The organism is Streptomyces sp. NPDC057950, assembly GCF_042887295.1.
Classification (GTDB): Bacteria; Actinomycetota; Actinomycetes; order Streptomycetales; family Streptomycetaceae; genus Streptomyces; species Streptomyces kaempferi.
In genome coordinates this window covers 40306-60038 of sequence record NZ_JBHVPP010000021.1, presented here as the reverse complement: position 1 = coordinate 60038, position 19733 = coordinate 40306, and the positions used below count along the sequence as shown (strand labels likewise).

Annotated in this window: 15 protein-coding genes; 4 read left to right on the top strand and 11 right to left on the bottom strand. The window is 70.8% G+C overall.

The annotated features are described in order from the left end of the window. Positions 1-35: 35 nt before the first annotated feature. The 3 genes from ACFVTC_RS30675 to hemL form a co-directional block, all read right to left on the bottom strand. Positions 36-1355 carry a hypothetical protein gene (locus tag ACFVTC_RS30675; RefSeq protein WP_390131744.1) on the bottom strand — a complete coding sequence of 440 codons (1320 nt, stop codon included), beginning with the start codon at positions 1353-1355 and terminating at the stop codon, positions 36-38. A gap of 173 nt (positions 1356-1528) precedes the next feature. Next, on the bottom strand, positions 1529-2242 hold the full coding sequence (locus ACFVTC_RS30670) for a histidine phosphatase family protein (protein WP_390131743.1): 714 nt from the start codon (positions 2240-2242) through the stop codon (positions 1529-1531). Next, a complete protein-coding gene (gene hemL, locus ACFVTC_RS30665) occupies positions 2239-3555 on the bottom strand; it encodes a glutamate-1-semialdehyde 2,1-aminomutase (RefSeq protein WP_329289605.1) in 1317 nt (438 codons plus the stop codon). Before hemL ends, ACFVTC_RS30670 begins: the two co-directional genes overlap by 4 nt. A gap of 388 nt (positions 3556-3943) precedes the next feature. On the opposite strand from hemL, the gene ACFVTC_RS30660 reads away from it, so the two are divergent. After that, positions 3944-4381 (top strand): hypothetical protein, encoded by a 438-nt coding sequence (locus tag ACFVTC_RS30660; protein WP_390131742.1) that lies wholly within the window; start codon positions 3944-3946, stop codon positions 4379-4381. Between the two features lie 226 nt (positions 4382-4607). Here ACFVTC_RS30660 and ACFVTC_RS30655 read toward each other — a convergent pair whose 3' ends face one another. From ACFVTC_RS30655 to kdpF, 7 genes are all read right to left on the bottom strand, one after another. Then, positions 4608-5705 carry a magnesium and cobalt transport protein CorA gene (locus ACFVTC_RS30655; RefSeq protein ID WP_390131741.1) on the bottom strand — a complete coding sequence of 366 codons (1098 nt, stop codon included), beginning with the start codon at positions 5703-5705 and terminating at the stop codon, positions 4608-4610. 142 nt (positions 5706-5847) lie between these two features. Beyond that, positions 5848-7662, bottom strand: a complete 1815-nt coding sequence (locus ACFVTC_RS30650; protein ID WP_390131740.1) for an APC family permease — start codon at positions 7660-7662, stop codon at positions 5848-5850. 236 nt (positions 7663-7898) lie between these two features. Next, positions 7899-8588: a response regulator gene (locus ACFVTC_RS30645; protein WP_390131739.1), complete on the bottom strand. Its 690-nt coding sequence runs from the start codon at positions 8586-8588 to the stop codon at positions 7899-7901. 21 nt (positions 8589-8609) lie between these two features. Beyond that, entirely contained in the window at positions 8610-9275 is a 666-nt protein-coding gene (locus ACFVTC_RS30640; RefSeq protein ID WP_390131738.1) for a potassium-transporting ATPase subunit C, read from the bottom strand. A gap of 5 nt (positions 9276-9280) precedes the next feature. Beyond that, positions 9281-11413 carry a potassium-transporting ATPase subunit KdpB gene (kdpB, locus tag ACFVTC_RS30635; RefSeq protein ID WP_390131737.1) on the bottom strand — a complete coding sequence of 711 codons (2133 nt, stop codon included), beginning with the start codon at positions 11411-11413 and terminating at the stop codon, positions 9281-9283. After that, the gene (kdpA, locus tag ACFVTC_RS30630; protein WP_390131736.1) at positions 11410-13074 is read right to left on the bottom strand and encodes a potassium-transporting ATPase subunit KdpA; all 1665 of its coding nucleotides are present in this window, start codon (positions 13072-13074) and stop codon (positions 11410-11412) included. The genes kdpB and kdpA overlap by 4 nt, the downstream gene beginning before the upstream one ends. 8 nt (positions 13075-13082) lie before the next feature. Continuing rightward, positions 13083-13172 (bottom strand): K(+)-transporting ATPase subunit F, encoded by a 90-nt coding sequence (gene kdpF, locus ACFVTC_RS30625; RefSeq protein WP_055544543.1) that lies wholly within the window; start codon positions 13170-13172, stop codon positions 13083-13085. Positions 13173-13523: 351 nt separating this feature from the next. Here kdpF and ACFVTC_RS30620 point away from each other — a divergent pair, with 351 nt between their 5' ends. From ACFVTC_RS30620 to ACFVTC_RS30610, 3 genes are all read left to right on the top strand, one after another. Further along, positions 13524-14081, top strand: a complete 558-nt coding sequence (locus tag ACFVTC_RS30620) for a hypothetical protein (RefSeq protein WP_390131735.1) — start codon at positions 13524-13526, stop codon at positions 14079-14081. Between the two features lie 70 nt (positions 14082-14151). Further along, positions 14152-14745 carry a GNAT family N-acetyltransferase gene (locus ACFVTC_RS30615; protein ID WP_390131734.1) on the top strand — a complete coding sequence of 198 codons (594 nt, stop codon included), beginning with the start codon at positions 14152-14154 and terminating at the stop codon, positions 14743-14745. Between the two features lie 118 nt (positions 14746-14863). Continuing rightward, positions 14864-16840, top strand: coding sequence for an APC family permease (locus ACFVTC_RS30610; protein WP_390131851.1), 1977 nt, complete (start codon positions 14864-14866; stop codon positions 16838-16840). A 53-nt stretch (positions 16841-16893) separates the two neighbouring features. On the opposite strand, the gene ACFVTC_RS30605 is transcribed toward ACFVTC_RS30610, so the two are convergent. After that, positions 16894-19620 (bottom strand): ATP-binding protein, encoded by a 2727-nt coding sequence (locus tag ACFVTC_RS30605; protein ID WP_390131850.1) that lies wholly within the window; start codon positions 19618-19620, stop codon positions 16894-16896. Positions 19621-19733 lie beyond the last annotated feature (113 nt).

Below are 19733 nucleotides of genomic sequence, written 5' to 3'. Positions count from 1 at the left end.
CTTCCGCACCCCCCTCGCGGGCGGAGAACACCATTTCAGGTGGCACTCCCCGTCGCACCGGCCGAGGCACCGGCGGAGGCGCCGGCGGTCCCCTTGTCCGTGTCGCCCAGGAACGTCCTCCAGCCGCCGGCCGGCCGCTGGCCCACGTCCAGGGTCTGCAGCTTGGCGACGATCTCGGGCGGCTGCACGTCCAGCCAGTCCACGAACTGCCGGAAGGAGACGAGCCGCACGTCCTCGCCCTTCTCCTTCTCCCGCGCGATGTGCGTGAAGGCCTGCTCGACGGCGTCCATGTAGATGCCGCCGTTCCACTCCTCGAAGTGGTTGCCTATGAAGAAGGGCGCCCGGTTCGACTCGTACGCCCGCCGGAATCCGGCGATGTACGCCTCGGCCGCCTGCTTCCGCCAGCCCGGGTAGTTGTACGACGGCGCCTTCGTCGAGTTGACCGACTGGTTGGCGAGCATGTTGTAGTCCATCGAGAGGACTTCGAAGCTGTGGCCCGGGAACGGGACGGCCTGCAGCGGGAGATCCCACACGCCGTGGTTCTTCTGCGGCCAGCGCTGGCGTCCACCGGGCGAGGAGGCGTCGTAGCGCCAGCCGAGTTCCTTGGCGGTGGGCAGCAGGTTGTTCTGCCCGAGCAGACACGGGGTCCGGCCGCCTATGAGTTCCTTGTCGTAGTCGAACGGCAGTGAGGGCAGATCGCTCCAGCCCGTGTTGGTCCGCCACTCCTTGACGAAGGACTTGGCCTGGTCTATCTCGCTGCGCCACTGGGCCGGCGTCCAGTTGGCGACGGTGCCGTGGCCGGAGCAGAAGTGGCCGTTGAAGTGCGTGCCGATCTCGTGGCCGTCGAGCCAGGCCTGCCGGACGCCTCCGAGGGTCGCCTTGACGTGCTCGTCGGTGAGGTAGCCGATGTCCGAGGCGCCGCGGGGGTTGTTCGGCGGCAGGTACATGCGCTTCTTCGACTCGGGCAGCAGATAGAGCCCGGAGAGGAAGAAGGTCATGTGCGCGTCGTGCTCCTCGGCGAGCCGCAGGAACCGGGAGAAGAGGCCGGTCCCGACCTCTCCCGCGCCGTCCCAGGAGAAGATCACGAACTGCGGAGGGGTCTCGCCGGGCTCCAGGGGCACGGGGGCCTTGGGCTGCTTCGGCTGCTTGCCTGTGAAGGAGGTGGAGCCGTCGCCTATCGGGCGCGCGGTGGGCTTGGGGGTGCCGGGCCGGGACGACCGACCGGGTTCGCCCGGCCGGGAATCGCCCGCACCGTTGGACGCGTCGTGGTCCGCGGTGCCGCACGCCGCCAGTCCGAGTGCCGCCGCGGCACCCGCCCCGAGGCCGATCATTCCCCTCCGGCTGATGTCCCGCATGCGGTCCCCATCTCCTTCGCGCCCTCTCAGCTGTCTCTCAGCAGGCACATAATGAGAGGGCACGAAGTGCGGATGGGTTCCGCCAACTCGCTCATATTGATCATAATTTACGAAGATCGTTCCGAGTGGCACACTTCACAGTCACCGGATGTTCATATGCGGGACCGGAACGGCTACGCGCCGAACGCCTTGCTCTTCCCCTTCACCGGCTTGGCGCCCGCGAGGAGATGGGACGGGACGAGATCCCGGGCGGGCTCGCTGTAGCCGACGGAGACGATCTTGTCGCCGCGGTAGGTGAAGGTCGTGAGGGACGCGAGCGTGCACTGCCGCTTCCGCGGGTCGTGCCACAACCGCCGCCGCTCGACGAAGGAACGCACGATCCAGATCGGCAACTGGTGGCTGACCAGAACCGCCTCATGCCCGCGGGCCGCGTCCTTGGCGGCGTCCAGCGCCCCCATCATCCGGACGACCTGCTCCACGTACGGCTCGCCCCAGGACGGCTTGACCGGGTTGACGAGGTACTTCCAGTTCTCGGGCCTGCGCAGCGCGCCGTCGCCCACCCCGAAGGTCTTGCCCTGGAAGACGTTCTCGGCCTCGATCAGCCGCCCGTCGGTCCCGAGGTCGAGTCCGTGCGCCTTGGCGATCGGCGTCGCGGTCTCCTGCGCCCGCTCCAGCGGGGAGGCGATCACCTGCGTGACGTCACGCGACGCCAGGTGCTCGGCGACCCGGTCGGCCATCTGCCGCCCGAGCTCGGAGAGGTGGTACCCGGGCAGCCGCCCGTAGAGCACCCCGTCCGGGTTGGCGACCTCGCCGTGCCGCATGAGATGGACGACGGTGATGTCCTGATGCCGACTCTCGCTCATGCTCGCGTTCACGCTCTCGCTCATGCCGTGGCCTCCGCCGCTGCCCGTGCCGCCGCCGGAAGGGCGTCGGCGATCCGCTGGATGGCCCGCTCGTCGTGGGCCGTGGACACGAACCACGACTCGAAGGACGACGGCGGCAGGTAGACGCCCTGCGCCAGCATCGCGTGGAAGAACGCGGTGAACCGGAAGGACTCCTGCGCCTTCGCGTCCTCGTAGTCGCGCACCTCACGTCCGGTGAAGAAGACCGAGAACATGTTGGAGGCGTTCTGCAGCCGGTGCGCCACGCCCTCCTTGGTGAGCGCCTCCGTGACGAGCGCGCGGATCTGCGCGGAGACGGCGTCGACCGTCTCGTACGCGGCGTCGTCGAGCAGCCGCAGCTGCGCGAGCCCGGCGGCGGTCGCGACGGGGTTCCCGGAGAGCGTGCCGGCCTGGTACACGGGCCCGGCGGGGGCCAGATGCCCCATGACGTCCTTGCGGCCTCCGAAGGCCGCGGCGGGGAAGCCGCCGCCCATGACCTTGCCGAAGGTCATCAGGTCGGGCTTGACCCCGTCGATGCCGTACCAGCCGGACCTGCTGGTACGGAAGCCGGTCATGACCTCGTCGGAGATGAACAGGGCGCCGTTCTTCGCGCAGGCGTCCTTGAGGCCCTGGTTGAAGCCGGGGCGCGGCGGCACGACTCCCATGTTGCCGGGCGATGCCTCGGTGATCACACAGGCGATCTCGCCCGGGTGCGCGTGGAAGGCCGCGTTCACGGCTTCGAGGTCGTTGTAGGGGAGGACGATGGTGTCGCCGGCCTGGGCGCCGGTGACGCCGGGGGTGTCGGGCAGGGCGAAGGTCGCGAGGCCGCTGCCGGCCGCGGCGAGCAGGGCGTCCACGTGTCCGTGGTAGCACCCGGCGAACTTGATGACCTTGGGCCGCCCGGTGAACCCGCGCGCGAGGCGGATGGCGGACATCGTCGCCTCGGTCCCGCTGGAGACGAGCCGGACCTGCTCGACCGGCTCGACGCGGGCGACGATCTCCTCCGCGAGCGCGACCTCGCCCTCGCCCGGCGTACCGAAGGAGGTACCGCGGGCGACGGCCTCCTGCGCGGCGGCGACGACTTCGGGCCGGGAGTGACCGAGGATCATCGGCCCCCATGAACAAACGAGGTCGACGTATTCCCTCCCGTCGGCATCGGTCAGGTATGGACCGTTTCCGGACACCATGAAGCGGGGCGTACCGCCCACGGCGCGGAACGCGCGCACCGGAGAGTTCACGCCGCCCGGCGTGACGGCAGCCGCACGGTCGAAAAGAGTCTGCGAAACTGGGGCTTCGTACGGATAGCTCACACGGGCCATGGTGTCAGAGGCTGCGAAGATCCTGCGGACAGGTGTTTCAGCGTACGTTTCGGCGTGCGGCCGTGGGGGAGGTCACTGTCACGATGATCGGGTTGCGTGGCGGGGGTCGCGCGCCTTAGAAAAGCAGTCGGGTGGAGATATGCATCGCGGTGGCGGACTGGGCGAGGGGACCGATGACCTCGGTCCTCGGCGTGCCCGGCGGGGGAAGCACCGGCGCGAGGCGGAGGAAGCCGAGGCACGGCAGGCACAGAACACGCCGGGATCGCAAGGGTCACAAGGATCACAGGGCGATCCTGAGCGGATCGACTCGTCGGCCCGTATGGACGGTATGGACTACACGGACCGCGGGGCAGAACGGCTCAGGGCAGGAAGCGGGAATGGTGGCCGGGTGGGGGTGACGTACAAATACTTCGGCGCACCGGACGGCGCGACCGCGGCCCGGGTGCCGATCTCCATGCGCCCCGAGGAACTCGGTGGCGACGAGCTCGGCATGAACGGCATGTTCACCAAGATCAAGCCGGAGACGATGGCCGCGATGGTCCTCACCGGCATCGAGGGCGTCCCCCTGCACAAGGTGCCCCCGCTGGAACTCGTGGTCCTCCACCCCGACTACGCCGTCGTGAAGCTCCCCATGACCGTCGTCGACCCGATCCGTGGCATCGGCGAGGAGGCGGTGGGCGCGGCGGCGTTCATCTGGTCGACGGTGCCGGACCGGGGTGGGCCCCGGGACGCGTTCAACGTGTACCAGCTTCTCCACGAATGGCAGGATTTCAGCCACCGTCTGCACGAGGCGGGGCATCAGCCGTACTGCCTGGTGTGGCCCTGAGTCCCGTGCCGCGGTGACACGGGCGGGACTTCCGGAGTGACGGACGGGACTTCCGGAGTGACGACGGGCGGGACCTCCGGGTCCCGCCCTCACCGCTGCCGCCACCCGGCCGACGGGCCCCCGGCCGACGAGGCACCGGCTCCGGCCGGGGTGTTCCGCCACGCGGCGGTGCGCCTCGGCGCCCACGCCGGGCGGCAGGGTGGCCTCGACCGTGCCTGGCCGTGGCTCACAACCACCCGTTGCGCTTGAACCCCCGGTGGATGACCACGCAGGCGACGGCGATGACGGCCAGGGCCAGGGGGTAGCCGAAGCGCCAGTGGAGTTCGGGCATGTGGTCGAAGTTCATGCCGTAGATGCCGCACACCATCGTCGGTACGGCGATGATCGCGGCCCAGGCGGTGATCCTGCGCATGTCCTCGTTCTGGGCGACGGACACCTGGGCCAGGTGGGCCTGGAGGACGGAGTCGAGCAGCGCGTCGAAGGCGGTGAGCTGCTCGGTGACCCGGTCCAGGTGGTCGGCGACGTCGCGGAAGTACGCCTGGATCTCCGGGTCGACCGCGCGCGTGGGCCGGGTGGAGAGGGCGTGCAGGGGGCGGCCGAGGGGGACCACGGCCCGCTTGAATTCGAGGAGTTCGCGCTTGAGCTGGTAGATGCGGCCGGCGTCGGCGGTCTTCGGGCCCTGTGGCGAGAAGACGTCGGACTCCACCTGGTCCATGTCGTCCTGGACGGCGTCGGTCACGGACAGGTAGTCGTCGACGACGTGGTCGGCGATGGCGTGCAGCACCGCGGCCGGCCCCTTGGCCAGCTGCACCGGGTCGGCTTCCAGGCCCTCGCGCAGCGGGCCCAGCGAGCCGTGGCTCCCGTGCCGTACGGTCACCACGAAGTCGGTCCCGGTGAAGACCATGATCTCGCCGGTGTCGACCACCTCGCTGGTGGCGGTCAGTTCCTCGTGCTCGACGTAGGCGACGGACTTGAAGACCGCGAAGAGGATGTCGCCGTACTGCTCGACCTTGGGGCGCTGGTGGGCGTGGACGGCGTCCTCGACGGCGAGCGGGTGCAGGCCGAACAGGTCGGCGACGCGGGTGAACTCCGTCTCGGTGGGCTCGTGCAGGCCGAGCCAGACGAAGCCGCGACCGCCGTGCTTGCGTACCCGGGCGACGGATTCCTCCATGCCGGAGGCGGCCTCCTGGCGGACCCCGTCGAGGTAGATGACGCAGTTGACGACGGCGGAGCCGAGCGGGGAGCGGGCCGGGTGGCTGAGGTCCACCTGACGCCCGCCGCGCGCCAGCCGGGCGACCCTGCGCAGGTTGCCGACCATCGACATGTGGTCCTCCCTTCGTCCGGCGGTCAGTGTGGCAGGCGGGGGCAAGACGCACGTCAACATGTGTGCGGGACCACTTTCCCCGTCCCCTGACGCCCCCGCGTTTCCCGCGTACCCACTCCCTCCGTTCGGAAGCCGGGGCGTCTCACACGCTCAGCCGGTACGGCACCACGCAGACGACCACGTCCGTACGGGCCCGCAGCACCGTGGCGAGCAGCAGGCCGCGCTGGTTCTGCAGGATCTGGTAGCGGCGGTGGAGCGGTTCGACCTCCGGGATGAGGACGGCGATCTGGCGGCCGCCCTTCGCCGCCCGCCGGACGTACTCGACGATCGGTTCCACCAGCGAGCGCTGGGGGCTGTCGATGACGTCGAGCCGTACGCCAGGATTCCAGTGGTCCCAACTCTCCCTGAGCGCGAGAGCCTTGGCCGGATCGGCGTACACGGCGACCGCGACGACCTCGTGGCCGAGGGCGAGGGCGGCCTGCAGCCCGTGCCGGGTGAGCCGGCTGACCTGGCTGACCGGGACGATGACCAGGGAGTCGGCGACGCTCAGCGGCGGCGGGGTCTCACCGAGCCCGAGTTCCCTGCCGACCTCCGTGTAGTAGCGCTGGATGCGGGAGAACAGCAGCATCAGCAGCGGGATGGTGAGAACCACCACCCAGGCGCCCTCCAGGAACTTGGTGGCCAGCAGGACGATCCCCGCCACGACGGTCAGGACGGCGCCGATCCCGTTGAGCGTCGCGCGCCGCAGCCAGCCGCGCGGCCGCTCCCCCGCCCAGTGCCGCACCAGCCCGATCTGGCTGATGCTGAATCCGATGAACACCCCGATCGCGAAGAGCGGGATCATGCGGTGGGTGTCGGCGTCCACGGCGATCAGCAGCACCGCCGCGAGCAGCGCGAGGGAGACCACTCCCCAGCGGTACACCGGGCGCTCCGCGCGCAGCCCGAAGAAGTGCGGCAGCCGGTGGTCCCTGGCGAGCAGGCCCATCAGGACGGGCAGTCCGCCGAAACTGGTGTTCGCGGCCAGGGCGAGTGCCAGGGTGACGACGAGGTTCGTGGCGTAGTACGGCCATCCCGTCCCGTACGCGCCCGCCGTGAGCTGCGCCAGTACGGTCACGCCGCCGCGCGGGGCCACCCGGTCCCGCTGGATCAGCAGGGCCATGCCGATCAGCATCACGCCGAGCAGCGCGCCGAGCATCAGTTCGGTGCGCTGGGCACGCTTGACGCGCGGATCGCGGAAGGCGGGCACGCCGTTGGCGATGGCCTCGACCCCGGTGAGCGCCGAGCAGCCGGAGGAGAACGCCTTGAGGAGCAGCAGGATGCCCAGCGCCTCGGTGGCGTGCACGGGGTGCGCGGTGCCCACGACGGCCACGGGGTGGCCGCGCAGCAGCCCGAGCACGACGATGCCGAGGATGCTCACGACGAACAGGGCGGTGGGCAGCATCAGCACCCGGGCGCTCTCGGCCACGCCCCGCAGGTTCACGGCCGTGAGGAGGGCGAGGCCGATCAGGCAGATCGAGAGCAGGTGCGAGCCGAGGGACGGGAAGGCGGAGGCGAGGCTCGCGGCACCCGCCGCCAGACTGACGGTCACGGTGAGGACGTAGTCGACGACGAGGCTGGCCGCCGCGAGCAGGCTGACGGTCGGTCCCAGGTCCTTCTTCGCCACCGCGTACGCGCCGCCGCCGTCCGGGTGGACGGCGATCACCTGCCCGTACGACACGACGAGCACGGCCAGCAGCGCGGCGATGACCAGCGTCACCGGCAGCGTGGCGGTCAGTGCGCCCGTCCCGGCGGCGACCAGGACGAGCACGATCGCCTCGGGTCCGTACGCCACCGAGCTGAGCGCGTCCAGGGACAGTGCGGCAAGCCCCTCGATGCTGGTCAGGCGGTACTTGTCACCCTCCCCGTGTCGCAGGGGAACTCTCGGCCGCAGCTCGCGGCGGGCCAGTCCGTACGCCATCGGGACCTCGCGATACAGGGTGGTTTCGACTGGTTCGTCCTGTCCGGAGTCAGTCTGGCGGGTCCACCTGGCCGCGAGCCGCCAAGGACGCGCCAGGCGGGGCGCGCCCGGAGGCCGGGGTCGCCCGGCACTCATCACCCCGGCCGTGACAGGCCGGAACACACCGCCCTGTCCGCGGGCCGCGCCGGGCCGCCGTGAAGCACGGGCTCCCCTCCCGCCCGTGCTTCACGGCGGTCTCAGTCGCCGGCCTCGAAGCGGTACCCCATGCCCGGCTCCGTGATGAAGTGACGGGGACGGGACGGGTCGGCTTCGAGCTTGCGGCGGAGCTGGGCCATGTAGACCCGCAGGTAGTTGGTCTTGGTGCTCCGGGAGGCACCCCACACCTCCTCCAGCAGCCGTCGCTGCGGGACCAGGCGGCCTGGGTTGCTGACCAGGATCTCCAGCAGGTGCCACTCCGTGGGCGTGAGGCGGACGTCCCGGCCCGCGCGTCTCGCCTTCTTGGCCACCAGGTCGACGGTGAACTCGGCGGTGGTGACCACCTCGGCCCCGGGCGCGAGCGCCGGGGTCTCCGTGCGGCGGACGGCGGCGCGCAGCCGGGCCAGGAGCTCGTCCATGCTGAACGGCTTGGTGATGTAGTCGTCGGCGCCCGCGTCGAGCGCGGCGACCTTCTCGCCGGAGGCGCGGCGCGCGGACAGCACCAGGATCGGTACGCGGGTCCAGCCGCGCAGCGCCCTGATGACGTCCACGCCGTCCATGTCGGGCAGCCCGAGGTCGAGCACGACGGCATCGGGCTGCCGTGCGGCCGCCAGCCGGAGGGCCGTGGTGCCGTCGGGCGCCGCGTCCACTCCGTACTGGCGGACCTGCAGGTTGATCACGAGCGCTCGTACGAGCTGGGGGTCGTCTTCCACGACCAGCACCCGGGTCATCGCTGAGTCACTGGCTCCCGGTCATTTCCCGGTCAGTGCCTTGAGCCCGATGTTGAGTTCGAGCACGTTGACGCGGGGTTCGCCGATGAAGCCGAGGGTGCGGCTGTCGGTGTGCTCGTCCACCAGCTTCTGCACCTGGGCGACGGACAGTCCGTTCTTCTCCGCGATCCGGTGCACCTGGATGTCCGCGTACCGGGGGGAGATGTCCGGGTCCAGGCCGGAGCCGGACGACGTCACCGCGTCGGCGGGCACGTCGGAGGGCTTGACCGTGTAGCCGTTCACCGAGTTGTCCTTGACGACGGCCTTCTTGGCGGCGGTCACCCAGTCGATCAGGTCCTTGTTGTCGCCCGACCGGTTGGTGGCGCCGGACAGGATCAACTTGTACTGCGTGTTGACCGAGTTCGTCCCCAGACCGTTGGCGGGGCGTCCCTGGAACCACTTCAGGTCGGGCTCCGGGGTCTCCTGGCCCTTCTTCAGCGGCAGGTTGTAGGACTGGCCGATCAGCGAGGAGCCGACGACTTTCCCGTCGGCGCTGATCTCCGAGCCGTTGGCCTTGTCGTGGAACAGGGCCTGGCCGACGCCGGTGACGGCGAGCGGGTAGATCACCCCGCAGACGACGGTGAGGACCAGCAGGGCCCGCAGGCCGGCCCAGAGCAACCGGGCCGTGTTCGTAACCGAGTTGTTCATGGCGATCAGCCGATTCCGGGGATGAGGGAGATGAGCAGGTCAATGATCTTGATGCCGACGAAGGGGGCGATCAGGCCGCCGATGCCGTAGATCCCGAGGTTGCGCCGCAGCATCCGGTCGGCGCTCATGGGCCGGTACCGCACACCCCGCAGGGCCAGCGGCACCAGCGCGATGATGATCAGCGCGTTGAAGATGACCGCCGACAGGATCGCGGAGTCGGGCGAGGACAGACGCATGATGTTCAGCTTGTCCAGGCCCGGGTAGACCACCGCAAACAGCGCCGGGATGATCGCGAAGTACTTCGCGACGTCGTTGGCGATGGAGAACGTCGTCAGCGCGCCCCGGGTGATCAGCAACTGCTTGCCGATCTCGACGATCTCGATGAGCTTGGTCGGGTTCGAGTCGAGGTCGACCATGTTGCCGGCCTCCTTGGCGGCCGACGTACCCGTGTTCATCGCCACGCCGACGTCCGCCTGGGCCAGCGCCGGCGCGTCGTTGGTGCCGTCACCGGTCATCGCGACCAGCTTGCCGCCGGCCTGCTCACGCTTGATGAGCGCCATCTTGTCCTCGGGAGTGGCCTCCGCGAGGAAGTCGTCGACGCCGGCCTCGTCCGCGATCGCCTTGGCCGTCAGCGGGTTGTCACCCGTGATCATGACGGTCCTGATGCCCATGCGGCGCAGCTCGTCGAACCGCTCGCGCATGCCCTCCTTGACGACGTCCTTGAGGTGGATCACCCCGAGGACGCGTGCGCCCTCGGTGTCCTCGACGGCCACCAGCAGCGGGGTACCGCCCGCCTGGGAGATGCGGTCGGAGAGGGCGGAGGCGTCCGCGGACACCTCGCCGCCCCGCTCCGTGACCCAGGCCACGACCGAACCGGCCGCGCCCTTGCGGATCCTGCGCCCGTCGACGTCCACACCCGACATCCGGGTCTGGGCGGTGAAGGCGATCCACTCGGCGCCCGTGAGTTCGCCCTGGTGGCGCTCGCGCAGACCGTACTTCTCCTTCGCCAGGACGACGATGGAGCGGCCCTCGGGGGTCTCGTCCGCCAGTGAGGAGAGCTGGGCGGCGTCCGCGACCTCGGCCTCGGTGGTGCCGGTCACCGGTACGAACTCGGCGGCCTGGCGGTTGCCGAGGGTGATGGTGCCGGTCTTGTCCAGGAGGAGGGTCGACACGTCGCCCGCCGCCTCGACCGCGCGGCCGGACATGGCCAGCACGTTGCGCTGCACCAGCCGGTCCATGCCCGCGATGCCGATCGCGGAGAGCAGGGCGCCGATCGTGGTCGGGATCAGACAGACCAGGAGGGCCACCAGCACGACCATCGTGAGGTGCGTGCCCGCGTAGTCGGCGAACGGCGGCAGCGTGGCCACCGCGAGCAGGAAGACGATCGTGAGGGACGCGAGAAGGATGTTCAGCGCGATCTCGTTGGGGGTCTTCTGCCGGGCCGCACCCTCGACCAGCGCGATCATCCGGTCGATGAAGGTCTCGCCGGGCTTCGTCGTGATCTTGACGACGATCCGGTCGGAGAGGACCTTCGTACCGCCGGTGACGGCCGAGCGGTCGCCGCCGGACTCACGGATGACCGGGGCCGACTCACCCGTGATGGCCGACTCGTCGACGGACGCGACGCCCTCGACGACGTCACCGTCGCCGGGGATGATGTCGCCCGCCTCGCAGACCACCAGGTCACCGACGCGCAGTTCGGTGCCGGGCACCTGCTCCTCGGCGGTACCGGTCAGACGGCGCGCGACGGTGTCCGTCTTCGCCTTCCTGAGGGTGTCCGCCTGGGCCTTGCCGCGGCCCTCGGCCACCGCCTCCGCCAGGTTGGCGAAGATCACGGTCAGCCACAGCCAGGCACTGATCGCCCAGCCGAACCAGTCGCCCGGGTCCTTGAAGGAGAAGACCGTCGTCAGGACCGAGCCGACCAGCACCACGAACATGACGGGCGACTTGATCATCACCCTGGGGTCGAGCTTGCGGAAGGCGTCCGGCAGCGACCTCAGCAGCTGCTGCGGGTCGAACAGACCCGCGCCGACACGGCCTTCGTCGGACTTGTGGCCGGTCGGCACATCGCTGTGCGGCGCCCGGGTCGGAGTGGCTGTGGACATCTCGTCCTCTTGGTTCGTTACGTCGGTGGTCATGACGCCAGCCCCTCGGCCAGCGGGCCCAGGGCGAGGGCCGGGAAGTAGGTCAGACCGGTGATGATCAGGATGGCGCCCACCAGCAGGCCCACGAAGAGCGGCTTGTGGGTGCGCAGGGTGCCCGCGGTCTCCGGGACGGGCCGCTGTCCGGCGAGCGAACCGGCCAGCGCCAGCACGAACACCATCGGCAGGAACCGGCCCAGCAGCATCGCGAGACCGATCGTGCTGTTGAACCACTGCGTGTCCGCGTTCAGACCCGCGAAGGCCGAACCGTTGTTGTTGGCGCCAGAGGTGTACGCGTAGAGGATCTCGGAGAATCCGTGCGCCCCGCTGTTGGTCATCGAGTGGCCCGGGGTGGGCAACGCCATCGCCGCGGCGGTGAAGACGAGCACCAGGGCCGGGGTGACGAGGATGTAGCAGGCCGCGAACTTCATCTCGCGGGTGCCGATCTTCTTGCCCAGGTACTCCGGGGTGCGGCCGACCATCAGACCGGCGATGAACACCGCGATGACCGCCATGATCAGCATGCCGTAGAGGCCGGACCCGGTACCGCCGGGCGCGATCTCACCGAGCTGCATGCCCAGCATCGTGATGCCGCCGCCGAGACCGGTGAACGACGAGTGGAAGGAGTCCACGGCGCCGGTCGAGGTCAGGGTGGTCGCCACCGCGAAGATCGAGGAACCTCCCACACCGAACCGGTTCTCCTTGCCTTCCATCGCGCCGCCTGCGATGTCGAACGCGGGGCCGTGGTGGGCGAACTCGGTCCACATCATCAGAGCCGTGAACCCGATCCAGATGGTGGCCATGGTGGCGAGGATCGCGTAACCCTGCTTGAGCGAGCCGACCATCCGGCCGAAGGTGCGGGTCAGCGCGAACGGGATGACCAGGATCAGGAAGATCTCGAAGAGGTTGGTGAACGGGGTGGGGTTCTCGAAGGGGTGCGCGGAGTTGGCGTTGAAGTAACCGCCGCCGTTCGTGCCCAGCTCCTTGATGGCCTCCTGCGAGGCGACCGCCCCGCCGTTCCACTGCTGCGAGCCGCCCATGAACTGGCCGACCTCGTGGATGCCGGCGAAGTTCTGGATCGCCCCGCACGCCACCAGGATGATCGCGCCGACCACCGCGATCGGGATCAGGATGCGTACGGTGCCGCGCACCAGGTCCGACCAGAAGTTGCCGAGCTCGCCGGTACGGGAGCGGGCGAACCCTCGAACGAGCGCGACCGCGACCGCGATACCGACGGCCGCGGAGACGAAGTTCTGGACGGCGAGACCGGCGGTCTGCACGACGTGGCCCATGGCCTGTTCGCCGTAGTACGACTGCCAGTTGGTGTTCGCCACGAACGACGCGGCCGTGTTGAACGCCTGGTCCGGATCGATCGCCTTGAAGCCCAGCGAGCCGGGCAGTACGCCCTGGACGCGCTGGAGGACGTACAGGAAGAGCACGCCGACGGCGGAGAAGGCGAGGACACCGCGCAGGTAGGCGGGCCAGCGCATCTCCGTGTTCGGATTGGCGCCGATGCCCTTGTAGATCCACTTCTCGACGCGCCAGTGCTTGTCGGAGGAGTAGACCTTGGCCATGTAGTCGCCAAGCGGGATGTAGGCGAGAGCCAGCGCCGCGATGAGAGCGAGCAGCTGGAGCACGCCGGCGAGGACGGGACTCATGTCGAGACTCAGAACCTCTCCGGGAAGACGAGAGCGAGGACGAGATAGCCCAGCAGGGCGACGGCCACGATCAGGCCGACAATGTTCTCGGCGGTCACAGCTTCGTCACCCCCTTGGCGACGAGCGCCACCAGCGCGAACACCGCGATCGTGGTGACGACGAAGGCCAGATCGGCCATCGTGAGCTCCTGGATGAGGTTCGGAAAACGACTCGGACGCTTAGAGCAAAACCCCTCGATGGCTGGAATTGAGCGCCGTTGACGTCTCCCTTACGGCCGCTCGTACGGCCTTGACGCAACCCATACGCGAGCCTCCGGGGGCGGCACCGGGACGGTGATCACTACGGGACCGCCGGTCCCCGCGGCCTTGTCGAAACCCTGACGCCCCCGCCCGTCAAAGCGCCGTCAAGGCGGGGTGACCACGGCTTTCGCGCTCTCTACCGTCGGTGCCATGGACCGCCGCGACCACACCCGCGACGCCCCCGCACCGGTACCGCGCAGGGAACCGGTCGAGGTGGCGTACGACCGCCTCTGGGAAAAAGACCTGCGCAGCTCGCTCCGCTGCGCGGGCGCTCTCCTCGCCCTCCTGCTCCTGATCGACGGAGCCGCAGGCAGCCTCACCCCCGTACGCGCCTCGCTGTGGACCGCGCTCGCGGTGCTGCTGTTCCTGGTGCTGTACCCCTCCCGGGTCGCCGCCGGCGAGGGCTGGCTGAGCACACGCGGGCCACTGCGCGGGCACCGGGTACGCACCGACCACCTGGTGTCGGTGCGCTGCCTGGACGGGGTCGGGCAGCGCCTCGTCCTGCGGGACGCCTTCGGCGCCCGCGCCGAGATCGACCCCCGCGTCCTGGTCGCCAACCCCCCGCTGTGGCACCGCCTCGACGAGGACGCCCGCCGCTCGGCCCGCCGTGGCTCGCTGACCTGCGGAGAGACCGCCCTGCGGCGCGTCTCGGAACGGATCGACCGCGAGACGGCACGGACGGTCTTCAGGATGTCGGGCCTGGAGTAGGACCCACCCCTCCCGAATGCCCCGTCAATATTGATCCCCGCGTCGATCCCCCGCCTTTTATGATCACCGCATGTTCGAAGGCACATCGGTGAGGCTGCGCGCCCTGCGCGCCGAGGACGCGGAACACCACCTGCGGTGGCGCAACGATCCCGAGGTGGTGCACTGGGCCACGGGCGGCGACCCGTGCTTCGGCCCGGTCACCGCCGAGGCCCTCGCGCGCGGCTTCGAGACGATGCTGCGGCTCGACCCGAGGGAGTCGGCCGTCCTCACCGTCGAGGACCGGGCCGACGGCTCGGTGATCGGCATGGTGGACTACCGGGACCTGGACCCGTTCGCCGGGCAGGCCACGGTCGGTGTCACCATCGGCGACCGGGACCACTGGGGCCGGGGCCACGGTTCCGAGGCGCTGCTGCTGCTGGTGGGTCACCTGTTCCGGGCGTTCGGGCTGCACCGGGTCGAGCTGGACACCTGGAGCGGCAACGAGCGGGCCGTCCGGGCCTTCACCAGGGCGGGCTTCCGCGAGGAGGGCCGGCGTCGCGGCGCCGTACGGGTGGCGGGCAGACGGTACGACACCGTGCTGTTCGGGATGCTGCGGGAGGAGTGGCCGGGCTCGACGGACCAGGGCGCCCCTTGCTCCATCTGCACCCGTGCGGCGGGACCCTAACGGTCCCTTAAAGGCCCCCGGGCCGTTCGCCCTCCCCCTCCCGGACGCCGACCCGGCTTAGTCTCCGGCCGTGTTCAACGTGACGGGGATCCTCAAACGGCTGGTGATCGGCCGGGCCATGCGGAGCGAAGAGCTGCACGAGACGCTCCTGCCCAAACGGCTCGCGCTGCCCGTCTTCGCCTCGGACCCGTTGTCCTCGGTGGCGTACGCGACCCAGGAGATCCTGCTCGTCCTCACGCTCGGCGGCCTGGCGTACCTGCACTTCGCCCCGTGGATCGCGGCCGCGGTCATCGCCCTGATGACGGTCGTGGTGCTGTCGTACCGCCAGGTGGTGCACGCCTACCCGAGCGGCGGCGGCTCCTACGAGGTGGTGTCGACCAACCTCGGCCCCTCGGCCGGTCTCGTGGTGGCCGCCTCCCTGCTCGTCGACTACGTCATGACGGTGGCCGTCTCGGTCGCCTCCGGCGTGGACAACATCATCTCGGCCCTTCCCCAACTGGCCCCCCACCGCGTCCTGCTGGCCATCGGCTTCGTCGCGGTCCTGACCGCGACCAACCTGCGGGGCGTACGCGAGTCGGGACGGGCCTTCGCCGCCCCCACCTACCTCTTCGTCGGCGGCGTACTCATCATGGTGATCACGGGCCTGGTCCGCTGCGCCCTCGGGGACGCGCCGGTCGCCGAGAGCGCGGCCTACGGCATCACCGCGGTCCCCTCCGACGAGGGCCTCACGGGCCTCGCCCTGCTGATGCTGGTCCTGCGCGCGTTCTCCTCCGGCTGCACGGCGCTGACGGGAGTGGAGGCCATCTCCAACGGCGTACCGGCGTTCCGCAAGCCCAAGTCGGCGAACGCGGCCGCCACGCTCGCGGCGATGGGCATCACCGCGGTCGTCATGTTCGCGGGCGTCACCGCGCTCGCGCTGATCACGAAGGTGCGCATCACGGGCGACCCGTGCCGCCTGACGGGCCTGACCGGCTCCTGCTCCGCCTACACCCAGCGCACGGTCATCGCCCAGATCGCGGCGGCGGTCTTCGGCGGCGAGCACAGCCTCGGCTTCTACCTCATCCAGACCGTGACCGCGCTCGTCCTGATCCTGGCGGCCAACACCGCCTTCAACGGCTTCCCGCTGCTCGCCTCGATCCTGGCCCAGCACCGCTTCCTGCCGCACCAGTTGCACAACCGCGGCGACCGGCTGGCCTTCTCCAACGGCATCCTGGCGCTGGCGATCGTCGCCTGCCTGCTGCTGTGGGGCTTCAGGGCGAACGTCACCAGCCTCATCCACCTCTACATCCTGGGCGTGTTCACCTCGTTCACGCTCTCCCAGCTCGGCATGGTCCGGCACTGGAACGGCGAACTGCGCGCCGAACACGACCCGGCGCGGCGCCGTCACCATCACACGGCCCGCGTGATCAACACGATCGGCGCGGTCGTCACCGGCCTGGTCCTGGTGATCGTGCTCGCCACCAAGTTCACCCAGGGCGCGTGGCTCGCCGTCCTCGCGGCCGTCGTGCTGTGGGTGATGATGCGCGGGGTCCGCCGCCACTACGACACCACCGCGGCGGAACTGGCGGTGACCGACCCGAAGACCGAACTCACCTTCCCCTCCCGGGTGCTGGCCATCGTCCTGGTGTCCACCCTGCACAAGCCCACGCTGCGCGCCCTCGCCTACGCGCGGGCCCTGCGCCCCGACCATCTGGAGGCACTGACGGTCTCCGTGGACCGCGACGAGGCGGCGGCGCTGCGCGGGCACTGGGAGGAGTACGGCATCGAGGTACCGCTGAAGGTCATCGACTCCCCCTACCGCGAGGTGACCCGGCCGGTCGTGGAGTACGTCCGCTCGGTGCGCAGGGAGAGCCCGCGCGACATCGTCGCCGTCTTCATCCCCGAGTACGTCGTCGGCCGCTGGTGGGAGAACCTCCTCCACAACCAGTCGGCGCTGTGGCTGAAGAACCGGCTGCTGTTCACCCCGGGTGTCATGGTCACGAGTGTGCCGTGGCAGCTGACGTCGGCGGCCCACGCCGACCGGCCGGCCGCCCGCGCGCCGGGATCGGTGCGCCGGGGCGAGCCGCGGGGCACCGCGCTGCGGCACCACCGCTGACCGCGCACCCCGCCCTTCCGGGGCACCGCCGCCGACAGCGCCCGACACCCCTTCTACGGCACCACCACCGGCGGCACACGGTCCGGCGCGTCCGGCACATTCGGCAGATTCGGCGCGTCGGGCACATTCGGCACGTCCGGCACGTCCGGCACGTCCGGCACGTCCGGCACGTCCGGCACGTCCGGCACGTCCGGCACGTCCGGCACGTCCGGCACGTCCGGCACGCACGGCGCGCACGGCGCGCACGGCGCGCACGGCGCGCACGGCGCGCACGGCAGCGACAGCACCATCGTGAGCCCGCCGCCCGGAGTGTCCTCCGGGACGAGGGTGCCGTCCATCGCCTCGGTCAGTCCCCGGGACAGGGCGAGGCCGAGACCCAGACCGGTCGAGTTGTCGGTGTCGCCCAGCCGCTGGAAGGGCTCGAAGAGGCGGTCGCGGTCCGACGGCGGGATACCGGGACCGCGGTCCACGACCCGTACCTCGACCCGGCCCGCGTGGGCGCTGGCGGTCAGCAGCACCGGGCGCCCCGCGGGGGTGTGCCGGGCGGCGTTGCCGGCCAGGTTGGCGATCACCCGTTCCAGGAGCGGCGGGTCGGCGAGGACGGCCGGGAGTTTCTCCAGGTCGCGGACCTCGACCCCGGGAACGTCCGCGAGCGCCGCCGGGAGCACCTCCTCCAGGGCGGTGGCCCGCAGGTTCAGACTGAGCGCGCCGGCCTGCAGACGGCTGAGGTCGAGCAGGTTCTCCACCAGCCGGTTCAGCTTGGCCATCGACTCGTCGGCGGTGGCGAGGAGTTCGTCGCGGTCCGCGGCGGAGAACTCGACGTCACGGCTGCGCAGCGAGGCGACGGCGGCCCAGCCGGCGGCGAGCGGGGTGCGCAGGTCGTGGCCGACCGCCCGCAGCAGCGCCGTACGCATCCGGTCGGCGGCCCGGACCGGCTCCACCTCGGCGGCGGCCTGCGCGAGCCGGGCCCGCTCGACGGCGGAGCCGACGTGCGCGGCGAAGGCGGCCAGCACCCGCCGCTCGGAGGAGGCGAGTGTGCGTCCGCGCAGGACCAGGTGGGAGCCCGGCCCCGCGGGCACGACCACGACCGTCCCGCTGTCCGTGCCCGGCGGGGGCGGCCGGTCCACCAGTTCCGCGGAGTCCGTCCCGAACGTCTCCCGGGTCCGTTCCAGCAGCGCCGGGATCGTCTCGCCGCCCCGCACGATGGTGCCCGCGAGCGACGACATGGTCTCCGCCTCGGCGGTGGCGCGGGCGGCACGCCGGGACAGCCGCAGCGACCGGTCGACGACGGCCGCGACCGTGGCGGCGACGACCGTGAAGACGCCCACCGCGAGCACGGCGTTGGGATCGGCGAGCGTGAACGAGCCGACCGGCGGGATGAACCAGTAGTTGAGCAGCAGCGACGCCGTGACCGAGGCGATCACGGCCGAGGCGACACCGCCGATGCAGGCCACGCCCACCACGGTGAGCAGGAACAGCAGCGCCTCACTGGTGAGGTTGACGGTGCCGCGTGCCTGGGCGAGGAGAAGGGTGAGCAGCACCGGCAGGACGAGACCGGCGACCGGCCCGGCGACCAGCCGCGCGGTGGGCAGCGTACGGCGCCTCGACGGCAGCAGTGTGCCCCGGCCCGCCCGCTCGTGCGTGACCATGTGGACGTCGATGTCGGCGGAGAGCCCGACCACCGTCTCTCCGGTGCCGCGCCCGGTGACGAAGCGCTCGACGCGTCCGCGGCGGCTGGTGCCGAGGACGAGCTGGGTGGCGTTCTCGGCCCGCGCGAACTCGACCAGCGCGGTGGCCACGTCGTCGCCGACGACCGAGTGGTAGCTGCCGCCGAGGTTCTCGACGAGCCGCCGCTGCCGGGCGAGGGAGGCGTGCGAGGCGCCCGCGGCGAGAGAGTCGCTGCGCGTCACGTGCACCGCGAGCAGATCGCTGCCGGTTCCCCGGGCCGCCGCCGGACCTACGGGGTCGAGGGCGTCGAGTCCGGCGCGAGCGCGCGGGAGGCCCGCGATCCGGGCGGCGCGCCGGATGAGGGTGTCGCCCTCGCGGCCGCCGGTGAGCGCGACCACGACCCGCTCGCGGGAGTCCCGCCCGCCGTCGCCCGCCCGCTCCGGCCGGTACGACCGCAGTGCCTCGTCGACGCGGTCGGCCATCCACAGCAGGGCGAGCCGGCGCAGCGCGGTCAGGTTGGCGGGGCGGAAGTGGTCGGCGAGGGCCGCGTCGACCCGTTCGGGCGGGTAGATGGTGCCGTGCGCCATCCGGCGGCGCAGGTCCCGCGGGTCCATGTCCACCAGTTCGATCCGGTCGGCGCGGCGGACGGCCTCGTCGGGCACGGTCTCGCGCTGCGGTACCCGCGTGATCCTCTCGACGACGTCGCCGAGTGATTCCAGGTGCTGGATGTCCAGCGCGGTGATGACGTCGATCCCGGCGGCCAGCAGCTCGTCGATGTCCTGGCGGCGCTCCGCGTTGCGGCCGCCGCCGGGGACGTTGGCATGGGCGAGCTCGTCGACGATCACGACCTGCGGGCGGCGCGCGAGGACCGCGGCGAGGTCCAACTCCTCGCGCTCCTCACCCTGGTGGCGGCAACGGACCGGTGGCACCTGCTCCAGGCCGTCGAGCATCGCCTCGGTGTGCGGGCGTCCGTGGCACCGCACGGACCCCACCACCACGTCGGCGCCGCGCGCCGCCCGGCGGTGCCCCTCGTCGAGCATGCGGTAGGTCTTGCCGACGCCCGGGGCGGCCCCGAGGTAGACCTTCAGCTGTCCGGGCCGCACCTCACGCATCGGCCGTACATCGTTCATCACCTCTCAGCCAACGCCCCGGCGCCCGCTCGGCGCAGCGACCTTGACGCTTCCCTGGCGCCGCTCACGGGGAAGTTGACACCGCCTTGACGCTC